Here is a 17,668-nt window from a genome sequence, read left to right on the forward strand (position 1 = left end):
GCCGGCTGCCGGTCAGCCCGGCCTGTGATAAGGTAGCGACAGCTTCATGCTGTGCCCAAGTCACCCTCGAGAGCCCGACATGATCAAGACCCATGCCTCTCTGCTGATGGCCGCCATGCTGGCGATGCCGACCCTGGCCATGAGCGATACCCTCGAACTGCCGGCCGATGCGACCGTCGATGTCCAGGTCATCGACGTGCTGACGCTCTCCGCACAGGCGCCGGAACGCAACGACGTGGTGCTCCACCCGGTGGCCGATGGCGACGCCTCCCATGCCCTGCCGGAATACTGCGTGCTGATCGGCGACGCCCGGCTCAACGGCGAGCGCATCCGCCTGACCACCCAGTCGCTGACCTGCATCGAGACCGAGGGCAGCGAGAGCGAGATCTACAGCGGCGAGATCTCCGCTGCCGCCTACGATGCGGACGGCAATTTCGGACTCGCCGCCTGTCAGGACGGCAACTGCCGCCTGCTCCCGGAGCAGACCTTCCAGTTGCGCCTGGCCAGCGACCTGGCCATCGAACAGCAGGACAACCCCGCCGCCAGGATCAACGAGCAGCGCCGCGAGGCCGAGGCACCGGATCCCGACGACGACTGAAGCTCCCACCCCCGTTGACGACGCGACGCACCCCATGGGGGTGCGTCTTTGTTGCTGCCGGGCAAGCCGTCGGACGCCTCAGGCCAGCCAGCGAGGCCGGGCCTCCAGTGCCTGGCGCTGCTGCTCCAGCATGCGCAGGTGCCCGTCCCAGTAGCCGGCATCGGCCAGCCAGGGAAACGCCAAAGGAAAGGCCGGATCCTCCCAGCGATCCACCAGCCAGGCGCTGTGGCGCAGCAGGCGCAGGGTGCGCAGCGGCTCCACCAGGGCGAGCTCCCGGCGGTCGAAGTCGCGGTGCTGCTCGTAGCCTTCGGCCACTTCGGAGAGCTGCATCTGGCGCTCGCCCTCCTCCTGAGCGGTGAACAACATCCACAGGTCTTGGATGGCCGGGGCCATCAGGCAGTCGTCGAAGTCGACCAGTGCAAAGTGCTCGTCGCGGCCGAGGATGTTGCCGATATGGCAGTCGCCCTGCACCCGTATCGCCTGATCCGCGCTCCAGGCCTGGGGGGCCAGGCGGCGATGCAGGTTCGCGGTGATGCGCTCGTAGGCCTGTCGCTGGCGACGGCCCAGCCAGCGGCTGGCCAGCACCTTGTCGCGGGCCTCGAGCACCATGCCATCCAGGTCCAGGGTGCGACGATGAACGAAGCGCCCCTGCTCGCCCACCGCATGCACCGCGCCGATCAGCTCGCCCAGGGCGAACAGGTGGGCCGGGTTCTCCAGCTCCGGTGCCTGCCCCGGCAGGTGGGGAAAGAGCGTGAAGCGAAAGCCCTCGGCGCGGTGCAGGCTCTCACCCGCCGCGTCCCGCCAGGGCGCGGCCACGGCCACCTCGGCCGCGGCGAGCTCGGCCAGGAAGTCATGCTCCTCGCGAATCTGGGCATCCGTCCAGCGCTCGGGGCGGTAGAACTTCACCACCCAGCGGCGGCGCTCCTCGTCATGCACCAGAAAGACCCGATTCTCGTAGCTGTTGAGGGCAAAGGGCTCACCGGGCAACCAGAAGCCGAGCGACTCCACGGCCGCCACCACCCGGGCGGGCGAGAGCTGGGCGAAGGGATGAGGGGTGGTGTCCATGGGGGCTCCCGGGTCAACGAGGTCCACATGCTAACAGGGAAGCGTCCGCCTGTGTCGCAGGAGGCCTGACAGGCGCAGGTCTATCGCAGATGTAAGTAACGCTCGAAGCTGTTCCGGCGACAGGTCCCGAAGTGTCGGACCATCGAGGAGGCGCTGTGAACCCCTCCCTGGGCGCTACCGATGCCCTGCTGCGCTCTCGCGTCCCGCTCCGCTTGCAGGTCCGGTGCTGGCCATCCATGGCCAACCCGTTCGGAGCAGTGCTCCTCACCCCTGGCATAGGACCTCCCCTTCGACCTGTCCCCGGCGCCTCTCGCTTCGGGTAGCTGCGATTGCCCTGGTGTCAGGCGGCGACCCTGCCGGTCGTTAATGTCGCCCTGCCGGCGTCCGGGCCACCGCCCAGGCCTGCACCTCCTCGGCACCGGCCTGGCGACAGGCCACGGCCAGCGCGTCCAGCGTCGCCCCGGTGGTCATGACGTCATCCACCAGCGCCACCCGCCCTGGCAGGCCTGGCGGGAGGCGAAAGGCTCCGCGCAGGTTGCGGCGCCTCTCGCCACGGTCCAGGCCGCGCTGGGTCCGGGTGTCGCGGGTACGCTGTGCCAGCACCCGGGGGCAGCCCAGCAGTCGTCCGAGGCGTTCGGAGAGCCAGCGCGCCTGGTCGAAGCCCCGCTCGCGGGCTCGCCGGGGATGCAGGGGAACCGGTACCAGCGCCTCGGGCCAGCCTCGAGCCTCCGCTGGCAGCCCGACCGCCATCAGCTCCAGCAGCACCCGGCCGGCACGTGGCGAGGCATCGAACTTGAAGCGCTGCACCAGGCCGGCCACCTCGGCATCGTAGCGCAGCGGCACCCAGGCGCGGTCGAACCCTGGCGGACGACGCAGGCAGTGACCGCAGCGACGTCCCCGCGCGGCCACCGGTTGGGGCTCGGCGCAGCCGGGACAGGCACTCAGGTTCCAGGGCAGTTCCGAGAAGCAGGCCTCGCACCAGGGGCGCTCCCCCGGCAGGGGGGTCAGGCAGAAGACGCAGCGTCCGGGCAGGGCCCGTCCCAGCCAGCCGTCAACCTTGATTCTCCTGACGGTTGACATGACGGCCGCAGGCCTTAGGCTATCCGTCAACCTGGATATGACCGACAAGTTGACCATAAGCGAGCCCACCATGCCCCCTGCGTCCCACGAATCCCGCGCCGCTTCCCTGACCCTAGCCGCGCGGGGCGAAGTCCGCCACGACTGGACAGTCGAGGAGATCGAGGCGCTCTTCGCCCTGCCCTTCAACGACCTGCTGTTTCACGCCCAGCAGGTCCACCGTGCCCACTTCGATCCCAATGCCGTGCAGGTCTCCACCCTGCTCTCCATCAAGACCGGCGCCTGCCCCGAGGACTGCAAGTACTGCCCGCAGTCGGGGCACTACAACACCGGCCTGGGCAAGGAGAAGCTGCTGGAGGTCGAGAAAGTGGTCGAGCAGGCCCGGGCCGCCCGCGAGGCCGGCGCCAGCCGCTTCTGCATGGGCGCGGCCTGGAAAAGCCCCCGCGAGAAGGACCTCGACGTGGTGCTGGAGATGGTCCGCCGGGTCAAGGCGCTGGGCCTGGAGACCTGCATGACCCTGGGGATGGTCGACACCGACCAGGCCGGCCGCCTGGCCGAGGCGGGGCTCGACTACTACAACCACAACCTCGACACCTCGCCCGAGTACTACGGCGAGATCATCACCACCCGCACCTACGCCGACCGACTGGAGACCCTGGGTAACGTGCGCGAGGCCGGCATGAAGGTCTGCTCGGGGGGCATCCTCGGCATGGGCGAGGCGCCCCGCGACCGCGCCGCCCTGCTCCAGCAGCTGGCACGCCTCGAGCCGCACCCGGAGTCGGTGCCGATCAACATGCTGGTCAAGGTGCCCGGCACGCCGCTCGAGGAGGTGGAAGACCTCGACCCCATCGAGTTCATCCGCGCCATCGCCGTGGCCCGCATCCTGATGCCGGCGAGCCACGTGCGGCTCTCCGCCGGCCGCGAGCAGATGAATGAATCCACCCAGGCACTGGCCTTCCTGGCCGGGGCCAACTCGATCTTCTACGGCGACCAGCTGCTGACCACGTCCAACCCCCAGGCGGAACAGGACCGCGCGCTGTTCGCCAAGCTGGGGCTGCATCCGGAAGTGGTAGAAAAGAGCGCACGAGAGACCTGCACCGACGATGCCCGTCAGCAGGCCGAACTGGAGGCCGCGCTGGTTCGCCGTTCGGCGGCGGCGCTCGATGCGAGGGCCACCGAACTCGCCTACGACGCCGCCCAGGCCTGACCCGCCATGCCGGATGCCTGGAGCACACATCTCGCCGAGCAGGCCGCAAGGCAGCGCCACGCCGGGCGCTGGCGACAGCGCCGCACTCGGCGCTGGAGCGACGGCTGCCGTGACTTCGCCGGCAACGACTACCTGGGCCTGGCCCGCGACCCGCGCATTGCCGAGGCCCAGGCCGAGGGGGCCCGGCGCCTTGGCGCCGGCGCCCGGGCCTCGCACCTGGTCAGCGGCCACCTCGAGGTTCACGAGGCCCTGGAACAGCGCCTGGCCGCACTCACCGGCCGACCGGCGGCGCTGCTCTTCTCCACCGGTTACATGGCCAACCTCGGCACCCTGCAGGCGCTCTGTGACCCCGACACCCGGGTCTTCCAGGACCGCCTGAACCACGCCTCGCTGCTGGATGGCGCCAGGCTCGCCGGTGCCCGCTCGCGGCGCTTCCACCATAGTGATCTGGACGACCTCGAGCGGCTGCTCGCCCGCACCCCGAACGACGGGCGCCGGCTGGTGGTCAGCGACGGGGTATTCAGCATGGATGGCGATGTGGCCGATATCGCCGGACTCGCCGCGACCTGCTCTCGCCATGGGGCCTGGCTGATGGTCGACGACGCCCATGGCCTGGGCGTGCTGGGCGAGGCCGGCGATGGCTGCGTGGGCCGTGCCCATGGCGTCGACGAGGTGCCGGTGCTGGTCGGCACGCTCGGCAAGGCGCTGGGCTCCGCCGGCGCCTTCGTGGCCGGCAGCCAGGCGCTGGTCGAGCACCTGATCCAGTTCGCCCGCCCCTACGTCTATACCACCGCACAGCCGCCCGGGGTGGCCGCCGCCACCCTCGAGGCGCTGGCGCTGCTCGAGGCCGAGCCCGAACGGCGCACCCGCCTGGCGACCCTGATCAGGCGCTTCCGCCACGAGGCCACCCTGCTCGGACTACCGCTGGCCGCCTCCACCACGCCGATCCAGCCACTGGTGCTGGGGGACTGCCAGCGGGTCATGGAATGGGCGGCGCGGCTGGGCGAGCGCGGCATCCTGGTCGGCGCGATCCGCGAGCCCACGGTGCCCCGCGGCCAGGCACGGCTGCGCATCACCCTGAGCGCCGCCCATACCGATGCCGACCTGGAGGCCCTGCTCGAAGGGCTGGCGGGCTGTCAGGCCCGAGACACCGCCAGCCGACGGGAGCTCACCCCATGACGCCACTGGTGCTGCTCTCCGGCTGGGGCTGCGACGCGCGGCTCTGGCAGCTGCTGGCCGAGCACTGGCCGAGTGGCATGACGGCCACCACCCCGGACTGGCCCGGCTACGGGGCCCGTCCCCCGCTCTCGGACCCCGGCAGCCTGGCCGAGCTGGCCGATGCCATGGGCGACGACCTGTCGCCGAACGCCATCTGGGTGGGCTGGTCGCTGGGCGGGCTGCTCGCCGCCTCCCTGCTCGACCAATTACCCGCGCCCCGGGCCCTGGTGCTGCTCGGCATGGGGGAGCGCTTCTGCCATGACGAGGGCATCCCCCCGACGGAGCTGACCGCCTTCCGCCAGGCCTTCGCGCGTGCCCCGCAGGCGACCCACCGCCACTTCCTGTGCTGGCAACTCACCGGCGAGCCCGATCCACGCGCCGCCCACCGGCAATTGCGTGACTTGCTCGGCGATGACAGCGGCGCCGACCCCGCCACCCTGGCCGCGGGGCTGGACCAGCTCGCCGGGCTCGATAACGCTGGCCGCCTGGCCAGCGCGCCCTGCCCGGTATGGCGCGTCGCAGGGGAGCGGGACCCGCTGCTCGCCCCACGGCTTCGCGAGCGCGCCGATCATCGCCTGGCCGGTGCCGGCCACTGCCCGATGCTCAGCCAACCCACCTCGCTGGCCGCCTGCCTCGCCGGCATCGCCGGGGGGAGCGCGCCATGAGCGCCCTGCCGCTCGCCACGCCGGCCTCCAGCAGCGCCGCCCCGGCTGATGACTGGCGGACCCGTGTGGCCCGCGCCTTTTCCCGCGCGGCCCCACGCTATGCCGAGCGCGCCGTCGCCCAGCGGATCATGGCCGAGCCGCTGCTTTCCCGCCTGCCCGCGCGAGCCGAGAGGGTGCTCGACCTGGGCTGCGGGCCGGGCGAGATGGCCGCGAGCCTGGCCAGGCACTTCGGTCGCGGCTGCACGGTCAGCGGCCTGGACCTCGCCCCGGGCATGCTCGAGGTGGCCCGCCGGACCCACGGGGACACGGCCCGCTGGCTGTGCGGCGATGCCGCCGCCCTGCCGCTGGGGGATGCCAGCCAGGATCTGGTGGTCTCCAACCTGGCGATCCAGTGGTGCCCGGACCTCGACGCCGTGATGGCCGAGCTTCACCGCGTGCTGCGCCCGGGGGGCCGGGCACTGGTCAACACCCTGGCCCCCGGCACTCTGGCCGAGGTGGGCCGTGCCTGGTCGCGCCCCGACCAGCCTGCCGGCCTGCTCAGCTTTCGCGATGCCGCCCACCACCGGCAAGCCGCCCAGGGGGCGGGCTTTTGCCGCCTCGACTGCCGAGAGCGGGCGCTGCGCTTCCACTATCCCGATCTCGCCGCGGTGATGGCCTCCATCAAGGGCATCGGCGCCCAACCATCGCGACCCGGGGGCCGACTCACCCGCGCCGACGTGGCACGGGCGGCGCGCCGCTACGAGACGCAGCGCGAGCCCGAGGGGCTGCCCGTCACCTATCGCCTGCTGACCCTGGAGCTTCACGCCTGAGATGAGCGCCTTCTTCGTCACCGGTACCGACACCGACGCCGGCAAGACCTTGGTCACCAGCGGTCTGCTGACCCTGGCGCGCCGTCGCGGCCTGACCACCCTGGGACTCAAGCCCGTGGCCTCGGGCTGCGAGGCCACGCCCCAGGGCCTGCGCAATGCCGATGCCCTGGCCCTCCAGGCCCAGACCCGGCCTCCGCTGCCCTACGCGACGATCAACCCCTTCGCCTTCGCCCCGGCCATCGCCCCGCACCTGGCCGCCCGCCGAGCCGGCGTAAGGCTGGCCCTCGATGCCCTGGTCGACCATGCCCGCCCGCTGCTGGCCGAGCAGCGCGACCTGAGCCTGGTCGAGGGCGCCGGCGGCTGGCGAGTCCCCCTCAACGGCGACGAGGACCTCGCCGACCTGGCGGTACGGCTCGGGCTGCCGGTGATCCTGGTGGTGGGCCTCCGCCTGGGCTGCATCAGCCATGCTCGGCTCACCTGTGATGCGATCCGGGCAGACGGCCTGCGCCTGGCGGGCTGGGTCGGCAGCCTGGTGAACACCGCTTTCGCCGAGGACGACGCCCTCTACCGCGAGAACCTGACGACCCTCGCGGCCACGCTACCCGCCCCCTGCCTGGGCGTGGTGCCGCGGCTGGCGGCGGAGTCTCCCGCGGCCATGGCCGCGGCCGCCGCGGACCATCTGGAGCTGCCGGCAGCCAATTCTGGATAAAAATACAGCTTTGGCTAACTTTACCGTATCCGCCGGTAGAAGATGATGAATACATGGGACGCTCATCAAAGTACACGCGAGATAGACTTGCTCCTCTCGTGGCCAACGCACAATCCTGGGCCAAACTATTGATTTCGCTTGGCTTGAAACCTACTGGGGGCAATTACCGCCATATCCAGTCCATGGTTAGGCACCATGGCCTATCAACGGATCATTTTACTGGCAGGGGGTGGCGCACGGGCCAAACAAAGCACACCAATGAAATCATTCGAGCACAGTCGCAGCGTGCAGCCTATCTACCCGAAGATGTCTTCATCGTAAATTTTTCTGGGGCTTCTCAGGCGAAAGTGCTTCGACGATTGATGATCGAAGAAGGGTTTGAGTACCGCTGTGCGAACGGTCATCCCCCCTTCTGGATGGGATGTCCGCTCACTCTTCACATTGATCACATCAATGGAATCAATAACGACAATAGAAGGGAGAACTTGCGATTTCTATGCCCCAACTGTCATCAACAAACTAGGACGTGGGGCAAGAGCAAGAGCTTGAATGGTGCGTCGGGTGGGACTCGAACCCACACACCCGGAGGCACGAGGACCTAAACCTCGCGTGTCTACCAATTCCACCACCGACGCATTCGAGGTATGGCCACCTCAGCAGGAGCAATATCTTGCCAGCGAGCGCAAAAGACCGCAAGACCGATAAGCCCACAACGCTAGCAAATAGATATCCAAATCTTCAGTAAACCCGAATTCCACCAGCTAGCTTACAACGGGCAATTTTTCCACGAATCACCACAACAGGAATGGAGACTCTTGATGTCCTCATCCCCCGTCTGGCACCCCTATGCCCATCTCAAGACCCAGCGCCCGGCGCCCAAGGTGGTCGGCGGCGAGGGGCCGCGCTTCACCCTGGAAGGCGGCGAGACGCTGCTCGACGCCACCTGCTCCTGGTGGTGCATGATCCACGGCTACGCCCATCCGCGGCTGGTGGCGGCGATCCGCGAGCAGGCCGGCGAGCTGTGCCACGTGATGCTCGGTGGACTGACCCACGAACCCGCCGACCGCCTGGCCCGTGAGCTGGTGCGCATCACTCCCGAAGGGCTGAACCACGTCTTCTACTCGGACAGCGGCTCGGTGGGCATGGAAGTCGCGATGAAGATGGCCGTGCAGTACCACCAGCTGCGCGGCAATCCCGGCAAGCACCGCCTGCTCTCGCTGATGAAGGCCTACCATGGTGACACCGCCGGCTGCATGGCGGTCTGCGACCCCGAGGAGGGCATGCACTCGCTGTTCGCCGGCTACCTGCCCCGCCACCCTTTCGCCCCGGCACCCACCGCCCCCTTCGATGCCGAGCCCGAGGCGGTGTCGTCGGACCTCGACGCCCTGCGCGAGGTGCTCGAGCGCCACCACCACGAGATCGCCGCACTCCTGATGGAACCGCTGCTGCAGGCCGCCGGCGGCCTCAACATGACCTCGCCCCACTACCTGCGAGGCGCCCGTGCGCTGTGCGACGAGTTCGACGTGCTGCTGGTGTTCGACGAGGTCGCCACCGGCTTTGGCCGCACCGGACGGATGTTCGCCGCCGACCATGCCGACGTCACGCCCGATATCATGGTGCTCTCCAAGGGGCTCACCGGGGGGTATCTCGGCCATGCGGCGACACTCGCCACCGACCGGGTGCATGACGCCTTCGTGGGGGACTCCCCCGAGCACGCCTTTATGCACGGCCCCACCTTCATGGGCAACCCGCTGGCCTGCCGGGTGGCGCTGGAGAGCCTGGCGGTGTTCGAGGAGGAGGATTACCTCGGCAGGATCGCCGCGCTCAACCGTGTGCTGCGCGAGGCGCTGCTGGATGACGAGGTGCTGGCCGCGCACCCGGCGGTAGCGGACATTCGAGTGCTGGGGGCCACCGCGGTGATCGAGGCCCATGACACCTCTGACCTTGCCGGGGTGGCCGGCTGGGCCCGCGAGCAGGGGATCTGGCTGCGCCCCATCGGCCGCTGGCTCTACACCATGCCGGCCTACATCACCTCCGAGGCCGACCTGCGGCGCATCACCGACGTCATGAAGGGCTGGTTCCTGGCACGCTGATCACGCAGAAGGCTAGGAGCCTGTCGGGCTTGACCGATCGTAGCGAGAGATTCGGGTTTCGAGACAAGTTTATCGATCTGTTGAGGCGAATAGCACGCTATTTAACGAAGCAGATCGCATGAAGTTGGCCGAAAAACCGGATTTCGCAGTAGATTAGCGTTAAGTCCGACAGGCTCCTAAACCAGCCGGCGCGGGATGGCGAGATCCCAGTTGCGACTGCAGACACGCCGCTCGCCCTCGTAGGCATCCAGGGTGGCATGCAGCCGGAACTCCCCTGACGTCGAGGTCAGCACGGTACGGGTCACCGTGCTGACCTCCCAGTCATCCCGCTTCAAGGCGCGCTCCCAGAGGGTCGTGCCCTCCAGGGAGTCGACGTCGTCGTCCCGGGAGCGATAGGTCTCCACCGCGCGGGTCGCCACCTCGATGCCGCTATCCTCCAGGCGGATCCGGCCATTGTCGTTGATCACCTCGAGGGTCGAGACATCCTCGGCGAGGTCGCGATGCACGTACCAGTTATGGTGGCCGGGCTCGAGTCGCGTGGTGGCGATGGACGGGGCGGCCTCGGCCTCGGCGAACGGGGCCAGGCGGTCATCCTCGTCGCGCGGCGGCCGCACCGGCAGGTGCAGCGCGCTCTCCCTGTCGAAGACCGTCAGGCGCACGGGCTCGGGAGGCGCCCAGGCCAGCGGCCAGTAGGAGGTGGATAGCGAGAGCCTCAGTCGGTGGCCGCGGGGAAACACCTGGGCCACGTCGTTGAGCTGCACGCGTACCCGGTAGCGGCGCCCCGGCTCCAGGGGGGTCGGCGCCTCGTGGCTCTCGCGGTGGGTCAGGTTGAGCAGGCCATAGGTCACCCGGGTGGCCTTGTCGTCGGGCGCCACGTCGGAGAGGCGCACCGCCACCATGGCCACGGGCCGGTCGGCAGCCAGCTCCAGTTCCAGCTCCGGCGCCCCCATCATCTCCAGGGCCTCCTCGAGCGGTGGCGTGTCGAAGGTCATGGCGCCGCCGTCCTCCTCGCGCTGGTCATGGGCCAGGTCGGGGCCGGCGGCATAGGAACACCACTTGCCGGCGAACAGGCCGCAGGTCAGCGGCGACTGCACCGTGAGGGCACTCTCCTCCTCGCTGCGCGCTCCGTCCAGGGCCAACCGCCCCGGCGCCAGCGGCAGACGCCAGTGGTGGATATTGGGCGATGGCCAGCTGGGCTCCGCCACCCAGCGGCCCGGTCGGCAGCCGTAGCGAGTGGTCGGCGGCATGCTGTCCTGCATCCACACGCGGAGCACGGGATCCTGCTCCACGCCCCTGTCCACGCCCTTCAGCCACTGGTCCCACCAGCGCAGGCACTCCTGCAGGAAGCCGATGGCCGGGCCCGGTTCCCCCAGGTGGGGATACTTGTGGCTCCAGGGGCCGATCAGCCCCTTGCAGCGATCGGGCAGGTTCGCCACCAGCCGCTTGACCGCGTTGGAGTAGCCGTCCGCCCAGCCGCTGGCGGCCAGCACCGGCACCTGGACCCGAGAGAAGTCCTCGCAGATGGAACCGTGCTGCCAATAGGCGTCCCGGTACGGATGCGCAAGCCAGGTCGCGAGCCACAGGCCGCTGCCCTCGAGTCGCTGGTGCCAGATGTCGCGCCAGGCCTCGCCAACCACGCCGGGGTCCGGCGGCAGCGAGTTGTAGGCGAACATGGTGGAGGCCCAGGAGAGGTTGTCTCCCAGCAGGCAGCCCCCCATGTAGTGCACGTCGTCCGCGTAGCGGTCGTCCGTGGAGCAGACGCTGACCACCGCGCGCAGCTCGGGGGGCCGCCGGGCGGCCAGTTGCAGGCCGTTGAAGCCGCCCCAGGAGATGCCGATCATGCCGACCTTGCCGTCGCACCAGGGCTGGGCGGCGATCCAGCGCAGGATCGCCTCGCCGTCCACCAGCTCCTGCTCCAGGTACTCGTCGGTCAGCACGCCGCCGGAGTCGCCGCTGCCACGGATATCGACCCGCAGCGCGGCATAGCCGTACCCGGCAAAGTAGTGGTGGTGCATGACATCGCGCCGCGCGGAGCCATCGCGCAGCCGGTAGGGGATGTACTCGAGGATGGCCGGCACCGGGGCCTCTTCGGCGCCCTGGGGCAGCCAGAGCCGGGCACAGAGCTCGACCCCGTCGTCCATGGGAATCCAGACGGGATCATGGCACTCGACCGGGTGGGGAAAGTCGGTCACGACACGCATGGCGGCCTCCTTCAGGGACGGTGATGGCTCAAACCGGCGCCTGCGAGGCGAGCGGTTCGATCTCGAAGGGCAGCATCCGCCGGCACTGCTCGATCCGCTCCGTCAGCGCCTCGCGGGTCTCGGCCCCGGTGAACAACACGCCGAGCTCCCAGGAGAAGGAGTCCTGGTGCTTGAGATCCGAGAGGCGCATGCCCTCGTGCACGTTGAGATGCACCAGGGTGCCTGGGAATGCTGCCTCGACGCGGCGGATCTCCTCGTCCGACGGCACCCGGCGCACCCAGCCATCCTCGAAGACCCGCAGCATCTGCTTGGCGGCAACGGGATAGCGGCCCTCGCGGTGCGGCATGCGCGGCGGGATTCCCAGCGCCACGTCCACCATCACCTGGAAGTGCGGCGCCCCGTCGACCAGCTGGAAGATCGCCGCATGGGAGCGCGAGATGCGGGCATTGATCTCCAGCAGCCAGATGCGGTCGGCCTGCTCGTCGAGGAAGAACTCGATGTTGAACGGCGCGTCGTCGTAGCCGATCCGCGCCAGGAAGCGCCGGGTGGTCGCCAGCATCCTCTCCTGCATCGCATCGGGCAGCGAGGAGGGGTACTCGTAGCGCAGCAGCACGGAGGGGTGCGTGGCGTCGCGCAGGCTGTCGACGAGGCCCACCAGGTGGACCTCTCCGTTCTGGACGTAGCCCTCCAGGGTGCACTGGCGACCGGAGGAGATGATCGCCTCGGCGATGCAGTGATGCCCGGTGACCGCCGCCACCTCCGCGGGCAGCTCGGCCAGGGCAGTGATCTCGTCGAAGGGCCGGCCGAAGCGTCCGATCCCCCGACGGATCACCGGCAACACCTCACGCAGTTGGTCAGCATTCTCGATGCGAAAGCCAAGATGTGAGGAGTGGGCCTTCACCGGCTTGATCCAGAACGGGTAGTCGATCTCGACCGCCTCGACGGCGCGCTCGTCGAAGGGGTCGAGCGCCTGGAAGTCCGGCACGCACTCCGGCACGACCCGGGCCTGCTCCAGGCGGCTCCAGTACTTGTGCTCGCACTTGAGGAAGGCCTCAAGCGACGGCCCGGGCAAGCCCCGCTCCCGGCGCAGGACCGGCAGCAGCCCGCTGGTGGGGAAGTCCCAGTACCCCACGATGGCGTCTACCGGGCCGGGGAAGCGCTCGAGCTGGGCGAGGGCATCATCCACCAGTCGCGCGAAGGGATACTCCTCGGCGTGCACCACCTCGTCGAGCGACAGCAGCTCGTGGAAGGCATAGTCCTCGACGTGGCGCAGGTTCGGCAGCATCCGCTTGCTCAGCGCATCGTGGCCGATGATGAAGACATTCCAGCTCATGAGACCTCCTCCGACATGCCCACTACGGATGGCGCGGACAATGCCGGCATGTCCCAGCAACTCCCCACGTCCTTAAGGATGGCAGCTATCTGTCAGCCTGCCTTGATATTGGTCAATGTAGTCCCGACGAACTTCCGCACCCGACACGACGAGCCCTGTCGGCGCACGATGATGGTGCCGAGGATGGAGAAGCCGGTAGACTTCCCCGAAAAAGGGCAAGGGATTCGGAAATGAAGGGTTTGCGCACACTGGTGGCCATGTGGCTGGTCACCCTCGGCCTCGCCGCCCATGCCAACACCCCGGCGGTCGACGATGACAGCGATCTGCCGGCGTGGGCCGAGAAGCAGATCGGGCCCTTCCATGCGCGCCTCTCGCGCTGGGTGGAGAGCACCTCCCGCGGCATCGACGGCTTCTTCGGCACCACCGATGCGCTGACCGTGAATACCGACTCCTACCTGCGCCTCAGCCAGGAGTGGGACTGGCGCGAGGGCGAACCTTTCGACCAGGACCTGGGCGCCCGTTTCCGCCTCGACCTGCCCACCACCGAAGAGCGGCTGCGATTGATCATCGAGAGTGAGCCCGACGAGACCCGCGGCACCCTGGCGGAACGGGAGTCGGCACTGACCGATGACCGCGCTGACAGCCTCGGCGACCTGCTGGTGGGCCTGAACCGCCTCGGCGACAAGGACAAGTCCCGCCACTGGAACACCCGGGTCGGCGCCGGCATCAAGCTGCGCCTGCCGCTGGAACTCTACCTACGACTGACCAGCCAGCGGCTCTGGACCCTGCAGGACGGCCCCTGGCAGTTGCACAGCGACAATCGCCTCTCCTGGTTCAACGGCGACGGCTACTCCGCCCGCACCCGCTGGGACCTGGGCAGGCCGCTGGATGAGCAGCGCCACCTGCGCTTTCTCACCAACGCCCAGTGGCGCGAGGAGGTCGGCCACCTCGAGTTCAGCCAGGCGGTGGAACTCAACCGCCGCCTCAACCGCCGCAGCGTGCTGCGCACCTCCGGCGGCGTGATCGGTGAAAGTGGTTCCCGCCCCGTCATCGAGGACAGCTACCTCGAGGTGCGCTTTCGCCGTGACGTCCACAAGGGCTTCACCTTCCTGGACGTCGCCCCCTCGCTGCATTTCCCCCGGGAGGCCGACCGCGACCCGCGCTGGGCGCTGACCCTGCGCCTGGAGATGTACTTCCGCCGCCATATCGACCGCGTCACCCTGTAGCGCGAAGGATGCCCACATGACCCTGAGCAAGACCCGCACCAGCTTCTATCGCCGCCTCTACGTGGCCCATCTGGTGGCCAACGGCACCGCCAGCGTGCCGGCCATCACCGCCGCCACCGGAATGCCCCGGCGCACCGCCCAGGACACGCTGGGAGCGCTGGGCGAGCTGGACATCCTCTGCGAGTTCGAGCACCAGGCCGGCGAGCGCCACAACATCGGCGCCTACGTGATCCGCGACTGGGGCCCGATCGACCCGGTGTGGGTGGCGGCCCACGTCGAACGGCTACGCGTCGCCCTGGGCTATCCGCATCAACCGTGAGGGGAAGGGTGAAGGCTCGGGCTCGGTTGACGACCGGGATGGCCCGACGGCGTGCAACGCTGGTTATCCTGCTCCTGCTGGCCGGCTGCGGCGCGGGAGCCGTCCGCCAGTCGCCAGGGCCGGGCGGCGGCGAGGCGCGGCTGGCGGCGGGCCAGGTGATCGCCGAGGATGGCTACCGGCTGCCGTTACGCCACTGGCCTGCCGAGGGCGAACCGCAAGCCATCGTGCTCGGCATCCACGGCTTCAACGAACATGGCGGCACCTTCCAGGTCCTCGCCGAGGCCCTGGCACCCCGCGGCATCACCCTCTATGCCCATGACCAGCGCGGCTTCGGCACCACCGCCCAGCGGCGCCTCTGGCCCGGCCACGAGCGGCTGGCCGACGACGTCACCCTGCTCGCCGACCTGCTGAGCGAACGCCATCCCGAGACCCCGCTCTACCTGGTCGGCCACAGCATGGGCGGTGCCGTGGCGATCCTCGCCCTGAACAGCGACACCCCGCCGCCGGTGGCGGGCAGCGTGCTGATCGCGCCGGCGGTGTGGGGCTTCGAGGCCATGCCCTGGTACCAGCGCCTGGGCCTGTGGCTCGGCGTGCGCCTCTTCCCTGCGCTGAGCTTCACCTCGAGCACGGTCCAGCACCTCGGCATCGAGCCCACCGACGACCCCGAGATGAAGCGCCAGCTGGCCGAGGATCCGCTCATCCTGCGCCGCGCGCGGGTCGATACCCTGCACGGCGTGAGCCTGGCCATGGACGCGAGCCTGGAGGCCGCCCGATGGCTGCCTGCCCCGGCACTGATCCTCTATGGCACCGAGGACCACATCATTCCACCGGAGGCGATCTGCGCCCTGCTCGCACGACTGCCCGAGAAGGAGGGCATTCGCCTGGCGCTCTACCCACAGGGCTACCATATGCTCACCCGCTACACGAAGCGCGAGCGGACCGAGGCGGACATTGCGGCCTGGCTCGCCGACCCCGCGGCTCCCCTGCCCTCCGGCCACGAGCGGACCCGAGACCAGGCGCGCGACACCCTCTGCGACTGAGCCGGGCGACGTCGGCTTCTGCGCCTGGCGTGCCCGAATGTGATTGACATCACTCGGGACAGGGCGGACCTTGGGTACATGAGCGAAGAGACTGACGAATCCGCCCACCACGACGACGACGGGTCGAGCGAGCGGGTGATGCAGCTTGATGCCGCCATCGCACGGCTCGCCGCCGCCAATGCCATTGCCGGAGTGTCTCCCGTCTTCGAGGTCATCGAGGCGGCACGCCCCCTGATGTTCAACGACCAAGGGCTCGAGGTCCTGTATGCGCGTGTGCCGGCGATCGAGGCCGCCGGGTTCTTCGGCGGCAGCGACTGGGACTACCCCCAGACACTGGTGCCATCCCTCGCCGTGCGTACCGTGCGTCATGGTGACCCGGTCGCCACCCTGGTCGAGAGTCTGAGCCAGATTCGCCTGCTGGCCGTCGCCAAGGGCGACTATTCCCACCCTTCCCTCTCGGCGGAGCATGCGCATCACTTTCTCGCCCAGGTGATGGCCATGAACCTCGATCTCGTGGTCGGCGACCTGCACGAGGGCGACCGGCTACGTCCGGACCGGCTCGGGTACGCCGTCCAGGCCCTGTATCGCTACCTGCTGCGGCACCTGGGGTACGAGAACCTGCTGGAGCATCTGGTGGCCGAGGTCTGGCGCATCCTGGCGCAACGCCCGGTCCAGGTGGAGGGCGTGAAACAGATGGTGACCCAGATCGCCACCTGCCTGCACGACCCAAATGCCATGGCCGGCGAGGTCGGGGACGACGCCCTGCAACTGATCAACGCCGTGTTCAGCCCCACCGAGGGCTGCCGCGAAGACCCCGGCTTCGAGACGTATGCCGAGCGACTGGCGAGCATGGACGACGCGGCCCTGCTGCAGGAGGCCATTGCCTTTGCCCAGGCCATGCACAGCACCGGCCTGGTCTCGCCCTACATGCCGGGGTTCATCCGTTACCTGCGCGGGCGCTGGAATGCACTGATCCCCACGGCACTGGGCCTGAGTTATACGGGAGCCGACGCCTTTCACTGCTACCCGGCGCTGATCCACACCCTGATCGATGAGGCCCTGTTTGCCGAGACCAGCCAGGCCGCCTACGGTCTTGCCATGATGCTCGAACGCGGCATCCTCTACTCGCCGCCGGTGGCACCGTCGCTATGGCGACAGCTGAGAATGACGCTGTGCGATGCCGCGGCAGAGAAGGTCACTGCTGTCTTCGGGGATCGTCGCTCGCCGGAATGCTTTCTGCTCGCCGACGTTCTCAATGTGCTCGGCCGCCCGCTGGGCGTGGGTCAGGGGAATTACCCCACCTGCCAGTCGACACGCGCCCTGTCCATGTGGGCCTTCAACACACCGGCCGACCTGCTCCGGGTCGTCGCCTGGGCGGCGCGAGATGACGAGATCGTGATGCGCTTCGAAGGTCACAGCATTTCCTCCCGCGACCTTGGCGCGGGCCTGGCCGCCGAGCCTCCCGTGGATGTGGACGCTGTCTCCCTGCTCACCGTGCCGCACCTCGATCGCATCTACTTCGAGATGGGTCGCCGCAGCGCCGGGCGCGGCGAGGATCCCCACAAGTGGGTCAATGCCGAATTCCATGGTGATCATGTGGGCCATGGCTTCCGCATCGCGGTCGATGTGTTTACCGGCGGCCTGAAGGACTTCGAGGGGTTTATCCGTGACTTCTATGCCGCCTATCACCCCTTCTACAACGGCAACATTCCGGTGATCAATCCGCAGCCGGCAGGCATTGCCGTGACCGACAGCGCCACGCGGTTCCTCGGCTGGCACGCGATCACGATCCAGCGCCTGGCGCTCGACCCCAGCCAGGTCATGCGGGTGTACTTCTTCAACCCCAACAACGACAGTGGGCAGGACTGGGGGCAGGACATCGTCACCTCGACCCAGGGCCATGGCGAACGCTTCGGTGAGGCCTCGCTACCGGTTGCCGAGTTCACCTCGCGACTCTACGTCTTTCACTACGACCCGCTCGAGAAGGGTGAGCCGGCCGATGTACCAGACGATGAAGTGTATCGGGCCATGGGTCTGGCCCGCGATAGCTGGGCGTCGGGGCGATAGCCCAACGATGCCTGGCACTTAAGCTCGACAAGAACGCAATA

The 17,668-nt window shown here is 68.8% G+C and carries 15 protein-coding genes and 1 tRNA gene; 11 read left to right on the forward strand and 5 right to left on the reverse strand.

What is annotated here, in order from left to right; genetic code table 11:
• Window positions 1-79 precede the first annotated feature (79 nt).
• The gene (locus P8934_RS11735) at window positions 80-598 is read left to right on the forward strand and encodes a hypothetical protein (protein ID WP_278031199.1); all 519 of its coding nucleotides are present in this window, start codon (window positions 80-82) and stop codon (window positions 596-598) included.
• Window positions 599-676: 78 nt separating this feature from the next.
• Here P8934_RS11735 and P8934_RS11740 read toward each other — a convergent pair whose 3' ends face one another.
• Window positions 677-1,663 carry a serine/threonine protein kinase gene (locus tag P8934_RS11740; protein WP_278031200.1) on the reverse strand — a complete coding sequence of 329 codons (987 nt, stop codon included), beginning with the start codon at window positions 1,661-1,663 and terminating at the stop codon, window positions 677-679.
• Window positions 1,664-2,026: 363 nt separating this feature from the next.
• Entirely contained in the window at window positions 2,027-2,743 is a 717-nt protein-coding gene (locus tag P8934_RS11745; protein ID WP_278031201.1) for a ComF family protein, read from the reverse strand.
• A 70-nt stretch (window positions 2,744-2,813) separates the two neighbouring features.
• Between P8934_RS11745 and bioB the strand changes: the two genes are divergently transcribed.
• Genes bioB through bioD form a run of 5 tightly spaced genes read left to right on the forward strand, consistent with a single transcriptional unit; the run spans window position 2,814 to window position 7,348 of the window.
• Window positions 2,814-3,947 (forward strand): biotin synthase BioB, encoded by a 1,134-nt coding sequence (gene bioB, locus P8934_RS11750; RefSeq protein ID WP_278031202.1) that lies wholly within the window; start codon window positions 2,814-2,816, stop codon window positions 3,945-3,947.
• Between the two features lie 6 nt (window positions 3,948-3,953).
• Window positions 3,954-5,126 carry an 8-amino-7-oxononanoate synthase gene (gene bioF, locus P8934_RS11755; protein WP_278031203.1) on the forward strand — a complete coding sequence of 391 codons (1,173 nt, stop codon included), beginning with the start codon at window positions 3,954-3,956 and terminating at the stop codon, window positions 5,124-5,126.
• Complete coding sequence (locus tag P8934_RS11760; protein ID WP_278031204.1) at window positions 5,123-5,830, forward strand: alpha/beta fold hydrolase; 708 nt, start codon at window positions 5,123-5,125, stop codon at window positions 5,828-5,830. Before bioF ends, P8934_RS11760 begins: the two co-directional genes overlap by 4 nt.
• Complete coding sequence (locus tag P8934_RS11765) at window positions 5,827-6,639, forward strand: methyltransferase domain-containing protein (RefSeq protein WP_278031205.1); 813 nt, start codon at window positions 5,827-5,829, stop codon at window positions 6,637-6,639. The genes P8934_RS11760 and P8934_RS11765 overlap by 4 nt, the downstream gene beginning before the upstream one ends.
• 1 nt (window position 6,640) lies before the next feature.
• Window positions 6,641-7,348, forward strand: a complete 708-nt coding sequence (gene bioD, locus P8934_RS11770; RefSeq protein ID WP_278031206.1) for a dethiobiotin synthase — start codon at window positions 6,641-6,643, stop codon at window positions 7,346-7,348.
• Window positions 7,349-7,898: 550 nt separating this feature from the next.
• Here bioD and P8934_RS11775 read toward each other — a convergent pair.
• Window positions 7,899-7,983: transfer RNA gene (locus P8934_RS11775), tRNA-Leu, on the reverse strand.
• Between the two features lie 183 nt (window positions 7,984-8,166).
• On the opposite strand from P8934_RS11775, the gene bioA reads away from it, so the two are divergent.
• Complete coding sequence (bioA, locus tag P8934_RS11780; protein ID WP_278031207.1) at window positions 8,167-9,441, forward strand: adenosylmethionine--8-amino-7-oxononanoate transaminase; 1,275 nt, start codon at window positions 8,167-8,169, stop codon at window positions 9,439-9,441.
• A gap of 176 nt (window positions 9,442-9,617) precedes the next feature.
• On the opposite strand, the gene P8934_RS11785 is transcribed toward bioA, so the two are convergent.
• Entirely contained in the window at window positions 9,618-11,642 is a 2,025-nt protein-coding gene (locus tag P8934_RS11785; protein ID WP_278031208.1) for a CocE/NonD family hydrolase, read from the reverse strand.
• A 28-nt stretch (window positions 11,643-11,670) separates the two neighbouring features.
• Window positions 11,671-12,975, reverse strand: a complete 1,305-nt coding sequence (locus P8934_RS11790) for an ATP-grasp domain-containing protein (RefSeq protein WP_278031209.1) — start codon at window positions 12,973-12,975, stop codon at window positions 11,671-11,673.
• 230 nt (window positions 12,976-13,205) lie between these two features.
• Between P8934_RS11790 and P8934_RS11795 the strand changes: the two genes are divergently transcribed.
• The 4 genes from P8934_RS11795 to P8934_RS11810 all read left to right on the forward strand — a co-directional run bounded on the left by P8934_RS11795 (window position 13,206) and on the right by P8934_RS11810 (window position 17,627).
• Window positions 13,206-14,201, forward strand: a complete 996-nt coding sequence (locus P8934_RS11795; protein WP_278031210.1) for a hypothetical protein — start codon at window positions 13,206-13,208, stop codon at window positions 14,199-14,201.
• A gap of 16 nt (window positions 14,202-14,217) precedes the next feature.
• Window positions 14,218-14,520, forward strand: a complete 303-nt coding sequence (locus P8934_RS11800; RefSeq protein WP_278031211.1) for a winged helix-turn-helix domain-containing protein — start codon at window positions 14,218-14,220, stop codon at window positions 14,518-14,520.
• A 38-nt stretch (window positions 14,521-14,558) separates the two neighbouring features.
• The gene (locus P8934_RS11805; protein WP_278031212.1) at window positions 14,559-15,560 is read left to right on the forward strand and encodes an alpha/beta hydrolase; all 1,002 of its coding nucleotides are present in this window, start codon (window positions 14,559-14,561) and stop codon (window positions 15,558-15,560) included.
• Window positions 15,561-15,638: 78 nt separating this feature from the next.
• On the forward strand, window positions 15,639-17,627 hold the full coding sequence (locus P8934_RS11810; RefSeq protein ID WP_278031213.1) for a hypothetical protein: 1,989 nt from the start codon (window positions 15,639-15,641) through the stop codon (window positions 17,625-17,627).
• Window positions 17,628-17,668: the final 41 nt, after the last annotated feature.

It is taken from the genome of Halomonas sp. CKK8 (assembly GCF_029625235.1).
GTDB lineage: Bacteria > Pseudomonadota > Gammaproteobacteria > Pseudomonadales > Halomonadaceae > Halomonas > Halomonas ventosae.